This is a genomic window from Amycolatopsis sp. NPDC001319 (assembly GCF_042896185.1).
GTDB lineage: Bacteria > Actinomycetota > Actinomycetes > Mycobacteriales > Pseudonocardiaceae > Amycolatopsis.
In genome coordinates, this window is sequence record NZ_JBIAWY010000021.1 from 38,312 (window position 1) to 53,301 (window position 14,990).

At 70.9% G+C, this 14,990-nt stretch carries 14 protein-coding genes and 1 pseudogene; 10 read left to right on the forward strand and 5 right to left on the reverse strand.

Going from position 1 to position 14,990, the window contains the following annotated elements; genetic code table 11:
* Nucleotides 1-6 precede the first annotated feature (6 nt).
* A complete protein-coding gene (locus ACFY1H_RS45975) occupies nucleotides 7-450 on the reverse strand; it encodes a sigma-70 family RNA polymerase sigma factor (protein WP_285969050.1) in 444 nt (147 codons plus the stop codon).
* On the opposite strand from ACFY1H_RS45975, the gene ACFY1H_RS45980 reads away from it, so the two are divergent.
* Genes ACFY1H_RS45980 through ACFY1H_RS46000 form a run of 5 tightly spaced genes read left to right on the forward strand, consistent with a single transcriptional unit; the run spans nucleotide 421 to nucleotide 4,205 of the window.
* Complete coding sequence (locus tag ACFY1H_RS45980; protein WP_386956308.1) at nucleotides 421-1,359, forward strand: hypothetical protein; 939 nt, start codon at nucleotides 421-423, stop codon at nucleotides 1,357-1,359. The genes ACFY1H_RS45975 and ACFY1H_RS45980 overlap by 30 nt on opposite strands.
* Complete coding sequence (locus ACFY1H_RS45985; RefSeq protein WP_366583420.1) at nucleotides 1,343-2,083, forward strand: DUF4142 domain-containing protein; 741 nt, start codon at nucleotides 1,343-1,345, stop codon at nucleotides 2,081-2,083. The genes ACFY1H_RS45980 and ACFY1H_RS45985 overlap by 17 nt, the downstream gene beginning before the upstream one ends.
* The gene (locus ACFY1H_RS45990) at nucleotides 2,076-2,684 is read left to right on the forward strand and encodes a ferric reductase-like transmembrane domain-containing protein (RefSeq protein WP_366583421.1); all 609 of its coding nucleotides are present in this window, start codon (nucleotides 2,076-2,078) and stop codon (nucleotides 2,682-2,684) included. The genes ACFY1H_RS45985 and ACFY1H_RS45990 overlap by 8 nt, the downstream gene beginning before the upstream one ends.
* On the forward strand, nucleotides 2,681-2,905 hold the full coding sequence (locus ACFY1H_RS45995; RefSeq protein WP_220238256.1) for a ferredoxin: 225 nt from the start codon (nucleotides 2,681-2,683) through the stop codon (nucleotides 2,903-2,905). The genes ACFY1H_RS45990 and ACFY1H_RS45995 overlap by 4 nt, the downstream gene beginning before the upstream one ends.
* On the forward strand, nucleotides 2,898-4,205 hold the full coding sequence (locus ACFY1H_RS46000) for an NAD(P)/FAD-dependent oxidoreductase (protein WP_386956309.1): 1,308 nt from the start codon (nucleotides 2,898-2,900) through the stop codon (nucleotides 4,203-4,205). The genes ACFY1H_RS45995 and ACFY1H_RS46000 overlap by 8 nt, the downstream gene beginning before the upstream one ends.
* A gap of 87 nt (nucleotides 4,206-4,292) precedes the next feature.
* On the opposite strand, the gene ACFY1H_RS46005 is transcribed toward ACFY1H_RS46000, so the two are convergent.
* Genes ACFY1H_RS46005 through ACFY1H_RS46020 form a run of 4 tightly spaced genes read right to left on the reverse strand, consistent with a single transcriptional unit; the run spans nucleotide 4,293 to nucleotide 7,926 of the window.
* Nucleotides 4,293-5,444 (reverse strand): acetyl-CoA C-acetyltransferase, encoded by a 1,152-nt coding sequence (locus ACFY1H_RS46005; protein WP_386956311.1) that lies wholly within the window; start codon nucleotides 5,442-5,444, stop codon nucleotides 4,293-4,295.
* Entirely contained in the window at nucleotides 5,437-6,039 is a 603-nt protein-coding gene (locus tag ACFY1H_RS46010; RefSeq protein WP_366583424.1) for a TetR/AcrR family transcriptional regulator, read from the reverse strand. The genes ACFY1H_RS46005 and ACFY1H_RS46010 overlap by 8 nt, the downstream gene beginning before the upstream one ends.
* 10 nt (nucleotides 6,040-6,049) lie before the next feature.
* On the reverse strand, nucleotides 6,050-6,814 hold the full coding sequence (locus tag ACFY1H_RS46015) for an SDR family oxidoreductase (protein ID WP_386956312.1): 765 nt from the start codon (nucleotides 6,812-6,814) through the stop codon (nucleotides 6,050-6,052).
* Nucleotides 6,811-7,926: an acyl-CoA dehydrogenase family protein gene (locus ACFY1H_RS46020; RefSeq protein WP_386956313.1), complete on the reverse strand. Its 1,116-nt coding sequence runs from the start codon at nucleotides 7,924-7,926 to the stop codon at nucleotides 6,811-6,813. The genes ACFY1H_RS46015 and ACFY1H_RS46020 overlap by 4 nt, the downstream gene beginning before the upstream one ends.
* 71 nt (nucleotides 7,927-7,997) lie before the next feature.
* Here ACFY1H_RS46020 and ACFY1H_RS46025 point away from each other — a divergent pair, with 71 nt between their 5' ends.
* The 5 genes and pseudogenes from ACFY1H_RS46025 to ACFY1H_RS46045 all read left to right on the forward strand — a co-directional run bounded on the left by ACFY1H_RS46025 (nucleotide 7,998) and on the right by ACFY1H_RS46045 (nucleotide 14,978).
* A complete protein-coding gene (locus ACFY1H_RS46025; RefSeq protein ID WP_386956314.1) occupies nucleotides 7,998-9,548 on the forward strand; it encodes a FadD3 family acyl-CoA ligase in 1,551 nt (516 codons plus the stop codon).
* A gap of 663 nt (nucleotides 9,549-10,211) precedes the next feature.
* Nucleotides 10,212-11,030, forward strand: a pseudogene (locus ACFY1H_RS46030) (enoyl-CoA hydratase); the annotation flags it as partial.
* A 710-nt stretch (nucleotides 11,031-11,740) separates the two neighbouring features.
* On the forward strand, nucleotides 11,741-12,874 hold the full coding sequence (locus ACFY1H_RS46035) for an acyl-CoA dehydrogenase family protein (RefSeq protein WP_386956315.1): 1,134 nt from the start codon (nucleotides 11,741-11,743) through the stop codon (nucleotides 12,872-12,874).
* Complete coding sequence (locus ACFY1H_RS46040) at nucleotides 12,871-13,863, forward strand: acyl-CoA dehydrogenase family protein (RefSeq protein ID WP_386956316.1); 993 nt, start codon at nucleotides 12,871-12,873, stop codon at nucleotides 13,861-13,863. Before ACFY1H_RS46035 ends, ACFY1H_RS46040 begins: the two co-directional genes overlap by 4 nt.
* Nucleotides 13,860-14,978, forward strand: coding sequence for an acyl-CoA dehydrogenase family protein (locus ACFY1H_RS46045; protein WP_386956317.1), 1,119 nt, complete (start codon nucleotides 13,860-13,862; stop codon nucleotides 14,976-14,978). Before ACFY1H_RS46040 ends, ACFY1H_RS46045 begins: the two co-directional genes overlap by 4 nt.
* The last annotated feature ends 12 nt before the right edge of the window (nucleotides 14,979-14,990 follow it).

Below are 14,990 nucleotides of genomic sequence, written 5' to 3' on the forward strand. Positions count from 1 at the left end.
GTCACCTCACCCCCGCTCGCGCATGGCCTTCCGCAGGGCGCGGACGGCGTGGTGGATTCGCGACTTGACGGTGCCGGGCGGCACCCCCAGGGTGGCGGCGACCTCGTTCACGGTCCGGTCGGCCAGGTACGTCTGCTGCACGGCCTCCCGGTGCTCGGGCGAAAGCCCTTGCAGCGCCTCGTAGAGGATCATGGCCGCCACGGTCTTGTCCGACTCGTCGGACACGAACACGGCGTCGGACTCGATCTCCTCGAGCTCCTGCGGACGGACACTGCGGCTGCGCCAGCCGTCGATGACGATGCGCCGAGCGACGGTGAACAGCCACGCGCGCAGCATCGCCGGCCTCCGGTCGAGCTTGTCGGCATTGCGCCACGCCTTGATCAACGTCTCCTGCACCACGTCCTCCGCCCACTGCCGGTCGTGACCGGTCAGGCGCAGCGCGAAACCCATCAAGGCTCCGCCGAACTCTTGGTACAACGCTTTGGCCAGGTCGTCATGAACTCCGGGGTTTTCGGTTTCATGATCGTCCGTCGGGCTCAGCGTTCGATTGTGCCGTCCCACGCGGGCCATCTTTGTGGCAACGGCACCATTTCGTCCAGTACCAAAATCACGGGCTTTGGTCACGAAAGTTTTTTGAACCGTGTCGAACCCGTGTCCGTATCCACCGTCGAAGACCCCGACAAAGCGTCGTTCCCCCGCGACGCGCCGCATTCACCCTGGGCTTACTGTCCACAGTGGATCAACTGCGCCCTTTTCCCGTCGTTCCCCCGCGACGGTGCGCAGTTCCGCCCCCTGGAGGAAGCCGTGAACCGCTTGTTCCGCACAGCGGCACCGCCCGCTGTGTGCCTGGCCGCATTCACAGTGTTGACCGCATGTCAGTCCGGAACCGCTCCCGGTGGCTATTCCGCGAGCGCAGGCTCGATGACCATGCCGATGGAGATGCCGGCCGACCAGACCGACCCGGCGAAAGCCGCCTTGCGTGCCGCGCGCGCGTTCGACCTCGGCCCGGTGGTCGTGGACGGAAGCGGTTTCGCCGTCTACCGCTACGACCGCGACAGCGCCAAGCCGTCTCGTTCCCGCTGCGACGACGAGTGCGCGCAGAAGTGGCTGCCCGTCCGCGCGAGTGGTGACGTGAAGCTCACCGGCATCGACCGTGACCTTGTGGGAAGCGTCACGCGCTCCGACGGCACGGACCAGGTCACCCTCGCCGGCTGGCCGCTCTACCGCTTCACCGGCGACGAAATGCCGGGTCAGACCGCCGGGCAGGGCGCCGACCGCGCGTGGTTCCCGCTGTCGCCCGACGGCCGCAAGATCGAGACCACCACCGACACCTGGCGGACCGATGCGTTCCGGATCTGAGCTCGCCCGAAGGTTCGTCCGCGTCGTTGTCGTGCTGCTCGCCGCCCTCGTGGTGCTGCAGCCGGCCCCCGCGTCCGCCCAGACCGGCACCGACGCCGGCGACCAGCTGCTGCTCGTGAAGGTGCGCCAGGCCGGTCTGTGGGAGATGCCCGCCGGGACCTGGGCCGAAACCCGCGGCGCGAGCCCGAAGGTGCGGGAGGTCGGCGCCGCGATCATGGTCGACCACGGCCGGCTCGACGTGATGACACGCCAGCTCGCCGCGAAGCTCAACGTCGCGCTGCCCGCCGAGCCGTCGGCCGAGCAGATGGGCTGGCTCAACGAACTGCAGAACGCCCCCACCCCGCAGGACTTCGACCGCATCTTCGCCAACCGCCTGCGCGCGGCCCACGGCCAGGTGTTCGCCGTCATCGCACAGGTCCGCGCCGGTACGCGCAACCCCGAGATCCGCGCATACGCGACCGTCGCGAACCAGGCCGTGCTGCGGCACATGACACTGCTGGAGAGCACCGGTTTCGTGGACTTCACCGCGTTGCCGCAGGCCAACGTGGCCAGTTCCGCGGCGCCCGCGGGCGCCGCCCTCGACCTGCGGACCGGCGACATCCTCACCGGCGCCCTGCTGATCCTGCTGGTCGGCGGCGCGACGCTGCTCGGGATCCGTTACCTCAAGTCCGGCCGCCTGCGCGGCGGCCGGCTCCGCCCGAACTCAGGAGAAACCCATGGTTGACACCGTCCACGAGGCGGTGACCACCCTCGCTCAGCAGTCCACCGACCCGGCCGCCCGCGGCATCGCGGCGCTCTCGGCGAGGCTGTCGTACGCGTTCATGTGCCTCACGCTGTGCTGGGGCGTGCTCACCGCCACGGGCTGGGTGCGCTCGGTCACCGGCCGCAAGGCCCTGCGCAGCGGCCACCTCACCCTGGCGACGCTCACGCTCTCGTTCGGCTGCCTGCACGCGCTGGGGTTCCTCTACCTCACCGTGAACCCGTTCTCGCTGGCCTACATCACGATCCCGTTCATGCCGGGCACGCTCGCCCGGCACACGTTCGGCATCGTCGGTCTGGAGCTGATGCTGGCCATCGCGCTCACCACGTGCGTGCAGCGCTGGACGTCGTACCGGCGCTGGCTGTGGCTGCACCGGCTGGCCTACCCGGCCGTCGCGCTGACCGCGTTGCACGCGTTCTTCGGCGCGATCGCCAACGGTCACCTCGCGACGTTGTGGCTCGTCGGCATCACGCTGCTCGTCCCCCCGGTCACGCTGTCGCTGCTGCGGTTCCTGCCGCCGCGGACGCTCGAGCGGATCGGGCTAGTCGAGGAGCAGGTGGCGTGAAACTCCCCGGCAGCGGACCGCGCGTGAGCGTCGACAACGACCGGTGCGAGCTCTACGGAATCTGTGCGATGGAGGCCCCCGGCCTCTTCGACCTCGGCCGGGACGGGCGCCTGCGCTTCCGCAAGCGCCTGCTCGAGCCCGAAGACATGACCCAAGCGATCGCCGCGGCACGCGTGTGCCCGATGCAGGCGGTCGTGCTGAGAGGGGAACTCGATGGCTGACGGCGACCGGATCGTCATCGTCGGCGCAGGTGTCGCCGGCCTGCGCGCGGCGGAACGACTGCGTGAGCTCGGCTTCGACGGCGAGATCGTGATGGTGGGCGACGAGGCCCGCCGCCCGTACCACCGGCCGATGATCTCGAAGCAGCTCGTGATGGGAGCGGCGCGGCCACCCGACACCACGCTGCGGGCCTACGGCGACCTCGACGTCCACTGGCGGCTCGGCACGCGGGCGACGCACCTCGACACCGTCGAGCGCGTCGTGCACCTGCCCGGCGGCGAATCGCTCTGGTACGACGGGCTCGTGCTGGCCACCGGCGTCGTGCCGCGGCACCTGCCCGGCTCGCCGCGCCACGACCCGCGCGTGCGGGTGCTGCGCACGATCGACGACGCGCTGGCCGTGCGGCACTGCCTGCACGCGAGCAACAAACCGGCCGTGGTGATCGGCGGTGGCCTGATCGGCAACGAGTTCGCCGCGAGCATGCGCCACCTCGGCCGCGACGTCACGCTCGTCGGCCACGCGAAGGCGCCGCTGCACCGCTTCGGCAACCGGATCTCCGACGCGGTGGTGAAGCTGCACAAGGAACACCGCACGAAGCTGGCGATGGGCTCGGAGGTGCGGCACTGGATCAGCACCGACGACACCGTCGGACTGCACCTGACGAACAACAAGCTGCTCGTGGCGAGCTGCGTCGTGCTCGCGATCGGCAGCGTCCCGGCGGTCGACTACCTGCGCGGCTCGGGTCTCGACGTCGAGGACGGCGTGCTGTGCGAGCCGACGCTGTTCGCCGAGGGCGCCGACGACGTCGTGGTGGCCGGTGACCTCGCGCGCTGGCCCAACCTGCGCTTCGACGAGGTGCCGCGCCGCGTCGAGCACTGGATCAACGCCGTGGAGTCGGCGCGGGCGGCCGCGGAGAACCTGATCGCGGGCCGGTCGGCGGCCACTCCGTTCGCGCCGCTGCCGCGGGCGTGGTCGACGCTGTATGACGTGCGGCTGCAGATGGCGGGCCTGCCGGCGCTGGGCGAGGACACCGTCTCGCTCGCCGACGGCATCACCGGGTTCATCCGCGCGGGACAGCTCGTGGGCATCACGGCGTGGGACAAGCCGCGCGCGATGCTCGACTGGACGGCCGAGCTCGACCGGCGGCTGCCGGTGCCGCAGTACACACCGGCGGCCGCCCCCGAGCCGGTCGAGACCTGGCCCGACGACGAACAGTTCGACACCGACGAGCGGTTCGACACGCAGGAGTTCTACGCGGAGTTCGCCGACGAGCTCGGCACGGTCCAGGACTACGCGCGGTGAGAGCCGGGGGTCGCCGCGCGCGGCGGCTGCCCCCTCCTGCCGGTCACCACGCCGTCCCTGCGGCTGGACGGTGTGGTGGCCGGCCCTTCAGAGCCGTTCGACGATGGTGACGTTGGCGGTGCCGCCGCCTTCGCACATCGTCTGCAGGCCGAACCGCGCGTCGCGGCGTTCGAGCTCGTGCAGGAGCGTGGCGAACAGCTTCGTGCCCGAAGCGCCGATCGGGTGGCCGAGCGCGATGGCGCCGCCGTTGACGTTCACGCGGTCCGGGTCGGCGCCGGTCTCGTCGAGCCACGCGAGCACGACGCTGGCGAACGCCTCGTTGACCTCGAACAGGTCGATGTCCCGGATCGTCAGGCCGGTCTTGCGCAGCGCGTGCGCGGTCGCCGGGATCGGGCCGGTGAGCATCCACACCGGATCCGCGGCCCGCACCGACAGGTGGTGGATGCGTGCCTTGGGCTTCAGCTTGTGCTCCCGCACGAACGCTTCCGAGGCGAGCAGGGTCGCGCTCGCGCCGTCGGAAAGCTGGCTGGAGACCGCGGCGGTGATGCAGGAGCCTTCGGAAAGTGGCTTCAGCGCGGCCATCTTGGCGAGGCTGGTGTCGCGACGGGGACCTTCGTCCACGCGGAAGTCACCGTAGGCCACGAGTTCGGCGTCGAAGCGCCCTTCGTCGATGGCGGCGGCCGCGCGTTCGTCGCTGCGCAGCGCGAACTCCTCCAGCTGCGCGCGCGAGAGGTCCCAGTGGCGCGCGATGAGATCGGCGCTGCGGAACTGCGAGACCTCCTCGGCGCCGTAGCGCTCCTGCCAGCCCTTCGAGCCCGAGAACGGGTCGGGGAACCCCAGCTCACGCCCGGCGAGCATCGCCGAACCGATCGGCACGGCCGACATGTTCTGCACCCCGCCCGCGAGCACGAGGTCGGCCGTGCCGCTGAGCACCGCCTGCGCGGCGAAGTGCACGGCCTGCTGGCTCGAACCGCACTGGCGGTCGACGGTCACGCCCGGCACGTGGTCGGGGAACCCGGCGGCGAGCCACGCGGTGCGCGCGAGGTTGCCGGCCTGCGGGCCGAGCGTGTCGACGCAGCCGAGGATCACGTCGTCGACCAGTGCCGGGTCGATTCGCGTCCGGTGCATCAGCGCCCGGATCACGTGCGCGCCGAGGTCCCCGGGGTGCACCGCCGAGAGCGCGCCGCCGCGCCGGCCGACGGGCGTGCGCACGGCGTCGAGCACGTAGGCCTCAGCCACGGCGCCTCCTGCGGGTCGCGATGCCGTCGAGCAGGATGCCGAGGTACTGGTCGGCGACGTCGTGGGCGCTCAGCGCGCCTTCGGGGTTGTACCAGCGCACGGCGACCCAGACCGTGTCGCGGATGAAGCGGTAGACGAGCTCCACGTCGAGGTCCGGGCGGAAGACGCCGGCCTCGACGCCGTCGGTGAGGATGCCGTTCCAGAGCTTGCGGAACTCGGCGTTGCGGTCGTTGAGGTAGGCGAAGCGCGGCAGCTGCATGAGGTGCTGGGCTTCGTTCTGGTAGATCGCGACCTCGGCGGGGCGGCGGTGGATCGAGTCGAACGACGCGACGACCACGGCTTCCAACGTCTCGCGCGGGCCTTTGCGCTCCGCGACGATCTCGGCGTAGGCCCCGAAGAGCTCGTCGAGGAAGCCGGACAGGATCTCGTCGGCCATCGACTCCTTCGAGTCGAAGTGGTGGTACAGGCTGCCCGACAGGATGCCCGCGGCATCGGCGATGTCGCGGACCGTGGTGGACACGTACCCGCGCTCGGCGAACAGCTTCGCGGCGAGCGCGAGCAGCTCGGCTCGCCGGGATCCGGGGGCGTTCTTCACTCGTTCCACCTCACGCGTGCTGGGCACTGACCGACACCACCTCGCCGGTGAGGTACGAGGCGTACTCACTGGCCAGGAACACCATCACATTCGCCACCTCCCACGGCTGCGCCGCCCTCCCCGAGACCTCGCGCGCGGTGAGCTCGGCGAGCAGCTCGTCGCTGGTCACCTTCGCGAGGTTGACGTGCATCGCGAGGCTGGGCGCGACGGCGTTCACGCGCACGTCGTAGGGCGCGGCGTCCACGGCGGCGCAGCGGGTCAGGGCCATCACGCCGGCCTTCGCGGCGGCGTAGTGGGCCTGGCCCTCCTGCGCGCGCCAGCCGAGCACACTCGCGTTGTTCACGATGGCGCCGCCGGATTTCTGCACCGCGAACCGGCGCAGGGCCGCGCGCGTGGCCCGGAAGGTGCCGGTGAGCGTCACGTCGAGCACGCGCGACCACTCGTCGTCGGACATGTCGAGCAGCGAGCAGGTGCCGCCGAGACCGGCGTTGTTCACGAGCACGTCGAGGCGGCCGTAGTGCTCGACGGCGGTGTCGATGAGGTGCTGCACGTCTTCTTCGTGCGTGACGTCGCAGGGCACGCCGGGCACGCCGAGGTCGGTCGCGGTCTCCTTGAGACGGCGTTCGTGGCGGTCGCTGATGAGGACGTTCGCGCCTTCTTCCAGACAGCGTTTCGCGGCGGCGGAGCCGATGCCGGTGCCCGCTGCCGCGGTGACCACGACGACCTTGTCCTTGAGCAGGTTGTTGCCACGCGGGTACTTCGGGACGGTGATCACGGGCGGGCCTCCCGGGGCAGGCCGAGCACGCGCTCGGCGATCACGGTGCGCTGGATCTCGTCGGAGCCGCCGTAGATGGTGTCGGCGCGGGAGAAGAGGAACAGGCGATGCCAGCGGTCTTCGGTCGCGATCAGGCCCGCGGCGCCGCGCACGAGCATGGCCAGCTCGCCCAGCTTGCGGTGCCAGCCGGCCCAGACCAGCTTCGCGACGGACGCGGCGCCGGGCCCGTCGGGTGCGCGCAGGGCGTGCGCGTGCATGACTTCGAGGCCGACCCACGCCCGGGCGATGGCTTCGGCGATGTGCGGATCCGTTGCCACGCCGGACGTTTCGGCCAGCTCCGTGATCGCCTCCAGCTCCCGACGGAACCCGACCTGCTGCCCGAGCGTCGCGACGCCGCGTTCGAACCCGAGCAGCCCCATCGCAACCCGCCAGCCGTCACCGGGCGCGCCGACCACGAGGTCCTTGGCGGTGCGGGCTTCGGTGAAGAAGACCTCGTTGAACTCGGCCGTGCCGGTGAGCTGACGGATCGGCCGGAGTTCCACGCCGTCCTGGTGCATGGGGATGAGCAGGAACGACAGCCCGTGGTGGCGTTTGCTGCCCGGCTCGGTGCGGACGAGCGCGAAGCACCAATCGGCGACGTGAGCGAGGGAAGTCCAGACTTTCTGGCCGGTGATCACCCACTCGTCGTTGCGGAGCCGGGCTTTCGTGGCGACCGCGGCGAGGTCGGACCCCGCGCCGGGTTCGGAGTAGCCCTGGCACCACAGCTCGTCGACGGCGAGGATCTTCGGCAGGAACCGGCGTTGCTGCGCTTCGGTGCCGAACGCGATGAGCGCCGGCCCGAGCAGCTCCTGCCCGAGGTGCCCCACCCGCGCGGGCGCGTCGGCGCGGGCGTACTCCTCGTGGAACGCGACCTGCTGCTCGATCGTCGCGCCGCGCCCGCCGTGCGCGGTCGGCCAGCCGATCCCGTTCCACCCGGCGGCGCCGAGTTTCCGTTCCCAGGCGCGGCGTTCCGCGAAGGCTTCGTGCTCACGGCCTGGCCCGCCGAGGCCTTTCAGCTTCGGATCGAGGTGCTCGGCCAGCCAGGTGCGGATCCGCGTCCGGAACTCGTCCACCGCGTTCTCCTCTCTGGCCCCGGGGCTCGTCAGTAGGTTACCCTACCAAGCACTTGCTAGGGAGGTCTGCGATGACGCTGACGGTCCCCGCAGCACTCGACGCGGCCGCGGAGCGGGACCCCACGGGCGAAGCCGTGGCCGACGGCGACGTCCGGCTGACGTGGGCCGCGCTGCGCTCCCGCGTGCGGGTCTTCGCAGGCTTCCTGTCTTCCCACGGCGTTGGCCTCGGTGATCGGGTCGCGGTGTGCTCCCCCAACACTTGGCACTGGGTCGTGGCCGGCCTGGGCGTGCTGTACGCGGGCGCGAAGCTCGTTCCGGTGAGCACCCGGTTCACCGCGCGGGAGACGCTGGATGTGCTTTCTCGCGCCCGGGTCTCGGGTTTGGTGATCACGGGCCGGTTCCTCGGCACTTCGCGGCTGGCCGCGTTGGACTCCCTGCCACCGCTCGTCGTGCGGGTTCCTGTCGAAGGCGCAGAACCTCCGGTGCCGGGCGTCGTCGAATGGTCCGATGTGGACGGCACTTGCGATGCGGCGGCGGTGACCCCGGACGACGTCAGCGACATCCTCTTCACCTCCGGCACCACCGGCCGCAGCAAAGGCGCCATGAGCGCACACCGTCAAGCCCTCGGAGTGGCGGCCGCGTGGGCTTCGTGCGCCTCTCTGTCCGCACAGGACCGGTACCTGGTGGTGAACCCGTTCTTCCACAGTTTCGGTTACAAGGCCGGCATCCTGGCCTGCGTCCTGACGGGCGCGACGATCGTTCCGCAACGCGTCTTCGATGTTGTTACGACGTTGCAGCTGATCGAACAGGAACGCATCACCGTGCTCCCCGGCGCCCCGACCGTCTACCAAATGCTCCTGGACGCCCCCGGCCGCTCACGCCACGACCTGTCCACTCTGCGCCTGGCCGTCACGGGTGCAGCCACCGTCCCCGCGTCGTTGGTGACCCGCATGCACTCCGACCTGGGCTTCGACACGGTGCTCACGGCCTACGGCCTGACCGAAGCCGTCGTCGCCACCATGAGCCGGCCGACCGATCCGCTGGACGTGATCGCCCACTTTTCCGGCCTCCCCACGGCCGGCATGGAAATCCGCCTCGGCGCCCACGACGAGATCCTCCTGCGCGGCCCCAACGTCATGCTCGGCTACCTCGACGACCCGGCCGCCACCGCGTCCGCCATCGACCCCGCCGGCTGGCTCCACACCGGCGACGTCGGGTACTTGTCCCCCGATGGCCACCTCCGCATCACCGACCGCCTCAAGGACCTCTACGTCACCGGCGGCTTCAACGTCTACCCCGCCGAGGTCGAGCAGGTGCTCGCCACCCACCCCGCCATCGCCGACTCCGCCGTCGTCGGCCACCCCGACCCCCGCCTGGGCGAGGTGGGCCGCGCCTACATCGTCCCCCGCCCCGGCGCCGCCGTGTCCGCCGAGCAGGTTTTGGCTTACTGCAAGGAAAAACTGGCGAACAACAAGGTTCCGCGCTCGGTCGAGTTCATGTCCGCCCTCCCCCGCAACCCCTCGGGCAAGGTCCTCAAACGCCTTCTGCGCGACGCCCCACCCGACCCCGCCCCTGCTACGCCCACCACCCCGGTCCCACCACAGGAGCGCCCGCATGCCTGAGTCCTCGCACCGGGCGTGCCGGCCATCACGGCCACGCCGCGCAGACCCGACGTCCTCCAGTCGGCACTTCGCATGTCCTAGGCCGCCAGACGAACCCCGCCGTCCCATCCCCACCGCGAACCGGCCCGCTGGGTGGAATCCCGAGGAGCTCACCCATGCCTGAAGCCCTCGACAACCACTGCGTCTCCATCGCCCTCGCCACGGGATCGGCCCGGCCCACCGCAACGGCGCGAACACCGATGCCGGAAACCCTCCACCAACACCACGGCGCCACCATCCTCGTCACCGCGAACCGGCCGACCCACCACATCCGGCGAAGACCGCACCGATGCCCGAAGACGTGCGCGCACACCGTGGCCCGATTCGCTTCTGACTGTGAACCCACCACAGCAATCGGAAATCAGAATGGCTGAAGAAGCGCACGAAAGTCGTGTCCTTGTCCCCATTCTCGCCGCGGACCGGGCCCACCACCGCAACCCGGGAGACCACAATGACTCACGACGCGCACAAAAGTCGCGTCCTCATCCCCGTCCTCGCCGCGGACCAGGCCAACCACCGCAACCCGGGACACCACAATGACTCACGACGCACACAAAAGTCATGCCCTCATCGCCATCCCCGCCGGCTACGGGGCCGACCACAGCAATCGGGGAGGACTCACCGATGTCTGAAGTCCTCTACGAACGCCGCGGCCCGACCGCCATCGTGACCATGAACCGGCCGGAGTACCGCAACGCCCAGAACTCCGCGATGACCTACGCCCTCGACGATGCCTTCACCCGCGCCGTCGAAGACTCCGACGTCAAGGTCATCGTCCTGGCCGGCGCGGGCAAGCACTTCTCCGCCGGCCACGACATCGGCTCCCCCGGCCGCGACGCCGACGTCTCGTTCCCCCGCCGCGCAGTGACCTGGTGGGACCACGTCGACGCCCCCGGCGCCGACCAGCGCTTCGCCCGCGAATCGGAGGTCTACCTCGGCATGTGCCGCCGCTGGCGCGACCTGCCGAAGCCCACCATCGCCGCCGTCCAAGGCGCCTGCATCGCGGGCGCCCTCATGCTCGCCTGGACGTGCGACCTCATCGTCGCCTCCGACGACGCCTTCTTCGCCGACCCCGTGGTCCGCATGGGAATCCCCGGCGTCGAGTACTTCGCCCACCCCTGGGTCCTCGGCCCGCGCGCCGCCAAGGAAGTCCTCTTCACCGGCGCCCGCTTCTCCGCCGACCAAGCCCTGACATGGGGTATGGTCAACCGCGTCGTCCCCCGCGCTGCCCTGGAATCCGAGGCTCTGTCACTGGCCGCCCAGATCGCCGAGATGCCCCGCTTCGGCCTCGCGCTCGCCAAAAAAGCCGTCAACCAAGCCGAAGACCTCATGGGCCTGCGCAACGGCATGGACTCCGCATTCGCCCTCCACCACCTCGCCCACGCCCACAACGCCGAAACCACCGGCGACTCCCTCGGCGGCCACACCGCCCACTCCATGCGCCACCCCACACCGCCAACGCCCGTCGCTGCGCCAACCCCCGCCGCCCACGCCACCTCAGGCGCCACGAGCCCCGACCTCACAAATCACGGCCCCACAAGCAACACCGGTCCCGCATCCGCAGCCCACCCCACGTCAGCCTTCATCACCTCAGCCTTCACCAGCCCGGATTCCACCGACCACGCCACGAATCCCGGCATCTCGAGCAACACCAACCCCGAATCCGCTGGCCACCCCACGGATCACGGCACCGCAAGCAACATCGGTCCTGATTCCTCTGGCCTTCCCCCTGACCACCGCCCTACGGCCGTCGCCAATCCCACCGGCCAGCCCACGGGTCGCCGCAGCGCCAGCAAGACCAGTCCCGAACCCCCTGGCCCTACCACAGACCGACACCCTCCAGCCGTTACGAATCCCGAACCAGCCGCCCACCCCACGGATCAGCGCAGCGCCAGCAACACCAGTCCCGAATCCTCTGGCCCTCCCAGAGATCACCGCCCTTCAGGCGTCACCAGTCCCGAATCCGCCGGCAGCCCCACAGATCACGGTGCCGCAGGCAGGACCGGTCCTGAACCCACCGGCCAGCCCACGGGTCGCCGTATCCCAAGTAACGCCAGCGCCGAATCCGCCGACTGCGCCACGGCCCGCCGCAACTCGGCCGGCCTCGGACCCGAGCCCGCTGGCGGTGCGGCCGAAAGCGGAGCGTGAGCCCAGTGGACCTCGAACTAGGCCCCGCTGCCGAGGCATTTCGCGACGAGGCGCGCGAGTGGCTGGCCACGCACGTGCCGCGCGAGCCCTTGCCCTCGTTCGACACGGCCGAGGGCTTCGCAGCACACCGCGTCTGGGAAGAGGAGCTCGCCGATGCGCGCTGGTCCGTCGTCTCCTGGCCCCGCGAGTACGGCGGCCGCGACGCGAGCCTCCTCGAGTGGGTCCTGTTCGAGGAGGAGTACTACGCCGCCGGCGCGCCCGCGCGGGTGAACCAGAACGGCATCTTCATGCTCGCCCCCACCCTCTTCTCCCACGGCACCCCCGAGCAGCTCACCCGGATCCTGCCCAAAATGGCGCGCTCACAAGAAGTGTGGGCCCAGGCGTGGTCCGAACCGGAAGCCGGCAGCGACCTCGCCTCCCTCCGCAGCACTGCCACCCGCACCGACGGCGGCTGGCTCCTCAACGGCCAGAAGACCTGGAGCTCCCGCGCCGCCTTCGCGGACCGGGCGTTCGGCCTGTTCCGGAGCGAACCCGGCTCGGCGCGCCACCGCGGCCTCATTTACCTCATGGCCGACCTCCGCGCCCCCGGCGTCACTGTGCGCCCCATCTCCCAGCTCGACGGCGAGCCCGGCTTCGCCGAGATCTTCTTCGACGACGCCTTCGTCCCGGACACCGACATCATCGGCACCCCCGGCGACGGCTGGCGCGTCGCCATGACCACCGCCGCCAACGAACGCGGCCTCTCTCTGCGCAGCCCCGGCAGATTTCTCGCCGCCGTAAGACGTCTCGCCGACCTCTGGTCCGCCTCAGGCCGCCCCGACGCCACAGCCGCCCAGGTCGCCGACGCCTGGATCGGCGCCCGCGCCTACCAGCTCCACACGTTCGCGACCGTCACCCGCCTCGCCGACGGCACCCAATCCGGCCCGGAAGCCAGCGTCACCAAGCTTTTCTGGTCACACCTCGACCTCTCCCTCCACGAAACCGCACTCGACCTCCTCGGCCCGTCCGCCGAACTCCGCGGCCCTTGGCCCGACGGCTGGCTCTTCTCCCTCGCCGGCCCCCTCTACGGCGGCACCGACCAAATCCAGCGCGGCATCATCGCCGAGCGCCTGCTCGGCCTCCCGAGAGGAGACCGATGAGGTTCACCCTCTCCCCCGACCACCTCGACTTCGCCGCCTCCCTCACGGCCCTGCTCACCACCCTCGACTGCGACACCGCCACCCGCGCCTGGGCCATCGGCAACGCCGGCCCGGGCCTGAAAATCTGGCGCCGACTCGCCGACCAGGGCCTCCAATCCCTCACCATCCCCACTCACCACGGCGGTCTCGCCACGGCCAACTGCCCAGCCGATGATCACACTCCAGCCGGCGCCGGCGGTTCAGGCGCGGACGTCGTCGATGCCGTCGTCGCCTTCGAGGTGCTCGGCCGCTTCTGCCCGCCCGGCCCGTGGACCGACGCCGCGGTGCTGCCGCTGCTGCTCGACCACGACGTGCTGGCCTCCGTGGCCACCGGCGAAACACTCGTATCGCTCTCCTTCCCACCTCACGTTCCCTTCGCCCTCGACGCCGACCTCGCCGACGCGCGCTACCTCGTCGACGGCCCGCGCCTCCGCACCTTCACACCCGGCGCCGCCCTCTCCTCTCTCGACGCAGCACGCCGCCTGTTCGAACCCGTGCCCGGGACCGACGTCGGCCCCGCGCTCGCACCGGAGCGTGCGTTCGATCTCGGCGCCCTCCTCACTGCGGCCCAGCTCCTCGGCGCCGGCCGGTGGCTCCTCGATGCCTCGGTCAGCCACGCCCTCACCCGCCGCCAGTTCGGCCGCGAGATAGGCCGATACCAGGCCGTGCAGCACCTCCTCGCCGACGTCGCCACGGCCCTCGAGCTCGCGACCCCCCTCCTCTACGGCGCCGCGGTCACCGGCGAACCCGCCGACGTCTCCGCCGCCAAGACCGCCTGCGGCGACGCCGCCCACCTCGCCGCCCGGACGGCGCTCCAGGTCCACGGCGCCGTCGGCTACACCGCCGAACACCCACTCGGCCTGCGCCTCACGCGCGTGCGCGCCCTCGCCGGCGCCTGGGGCACCCCGGCGGAACACCGCCGACGCGTCCTGGCGGCGATCGCACCGTGACGTTCACACCCGAGCAGGACGACCTCCGCGCCAGCGTCCGCAAACTCCTCGACCGCGAGGCTGAGCCGTGGCCAGCCCTGTGCGGACAGGTCGGCGTCGCAGCCCTCACCGTGCCCCAGCGGTTCGGCGGGTTCGCCATCGAACCGGTGACCCAGCCGGCAGATCCGGCCGACCCGATCCACCACTCCGGCCCGATCCGCCCGCGCCAGTCGGCCGCTCCAGGCTCTCCGGACAACGCCATCGGCATCACCGAGGTGCAGATCGTCGCGGAAGAACTCGGCCGCGACCTCACCGACGTACCGTTTCTCGGCTCCTCCGTCCTCGCCGTCACCTCCCTCCTCGCCACCACCAACACCAACACGAACGCCACCGAGACCGACTCTCCGGTCCTGGCCCGCCTGCTCCCGGCCCTGGCCGAGGGCATCGTCGGCGCTCTCGCCTGGACCGCCGACGGGCACTGGGACCCTCTGCAGCCCGCCTTCACCGCTGACGAGTCCACAGTGAACGGAACCGCCCACTACGTACTTGACGCCGCCGGCGCCGACGTCCTCCTGGCCGCCGCCCGAACCCCGGACGGACCCGCCCTTTTCGAGGTCGACCCCGCGAACCCCGGCGTCCGGTGCGAACCCGTACCGACGATGGACGAGACCCGCCACCTCGCCACCGTGACGCTCGACCGTGTCCGCGCGCGTCCGCTCGGACGGGTCGACCTCGCACGAGTCCGCGACGTCGCCTGTGCCGTCCTCGCCGCCGAACAGGCAGGCGCCGCAGCCCGGGCACTGGAGCTCACCGTGGAGTACACGCGGCGGCGAGTGCAGTTCGGCCGCCCGATCGGGAGCTTCCAGGCGCTCAAGCACCGAATGGCCGACCTCCACGTGCTGGTCGAGACCGCACGCTCAGCCGCCTACGCCGCGCCGAAGTCGCCCCGGCTCGCCGCGGTGGCGAAAGTGCACTGCAGCGAGGTGTTCGCCGCGGTCGCCGCCGAGATGATCCAGCTGCACGGCGGCATCGCCATCACCTGGGACCATCCCGCGCACCGGTACTTCAAACGAGCACACGCCACCTCGCAGCTTTTCGGCGCACCCCATCACCACCTTTCGCGCGTCCACCCCTAGCGGGGTAGGGCC

Excerpts from the sequence above, each read along its gene's own strand:
- ACFY1H_RS45975 (WP_285969050.1), bottom strand. The coding sequence starts at position 450 with ATGGGTTTCGCGCTGCGCCTGACCGGTCACGACCGGCAGTGGGCGGAG.
- ACFY1H_RS45985 (WP_366583420.1), top strand. The coding sequence starts at position 1,343 with ATGCGTTCCGGATCTGAGCTCGCCCGAAGGTTCGTCCGCGTCGTTGTC.
- ACFY1H_RS45990 (WP_366583421.1), top strand. The coding sequence starts at position 2,076 with ATGGTTGACACCGTCCACGAGGCGGTGACCACCCTCGCTCAGCAGTCC.
- ACFY1H_RS46000 (WP_386956309.1), top strand. The coding sequence starts at position 2,898 with ATGGCTGACGGCGACCGGATCGTCATCGTCGGCGCAGGTGTCGCCGGC.
- ACFY1H_RS46025 (WP_386956314.1), top strand. The coding sequence starts at position 7,998 with ATGACGCTGACGGTCCCCGCAGCACTCGACGCGGCCGCGGAGCGGGAC.
- ACFY1H_RS46040 (WP_386956316.1), top strand. The coding sequence starts at position 12,871 with ATGAGGTTCACCCTCTCCCCCGACCACCTCGACTTCGCCGCCTCCCTC.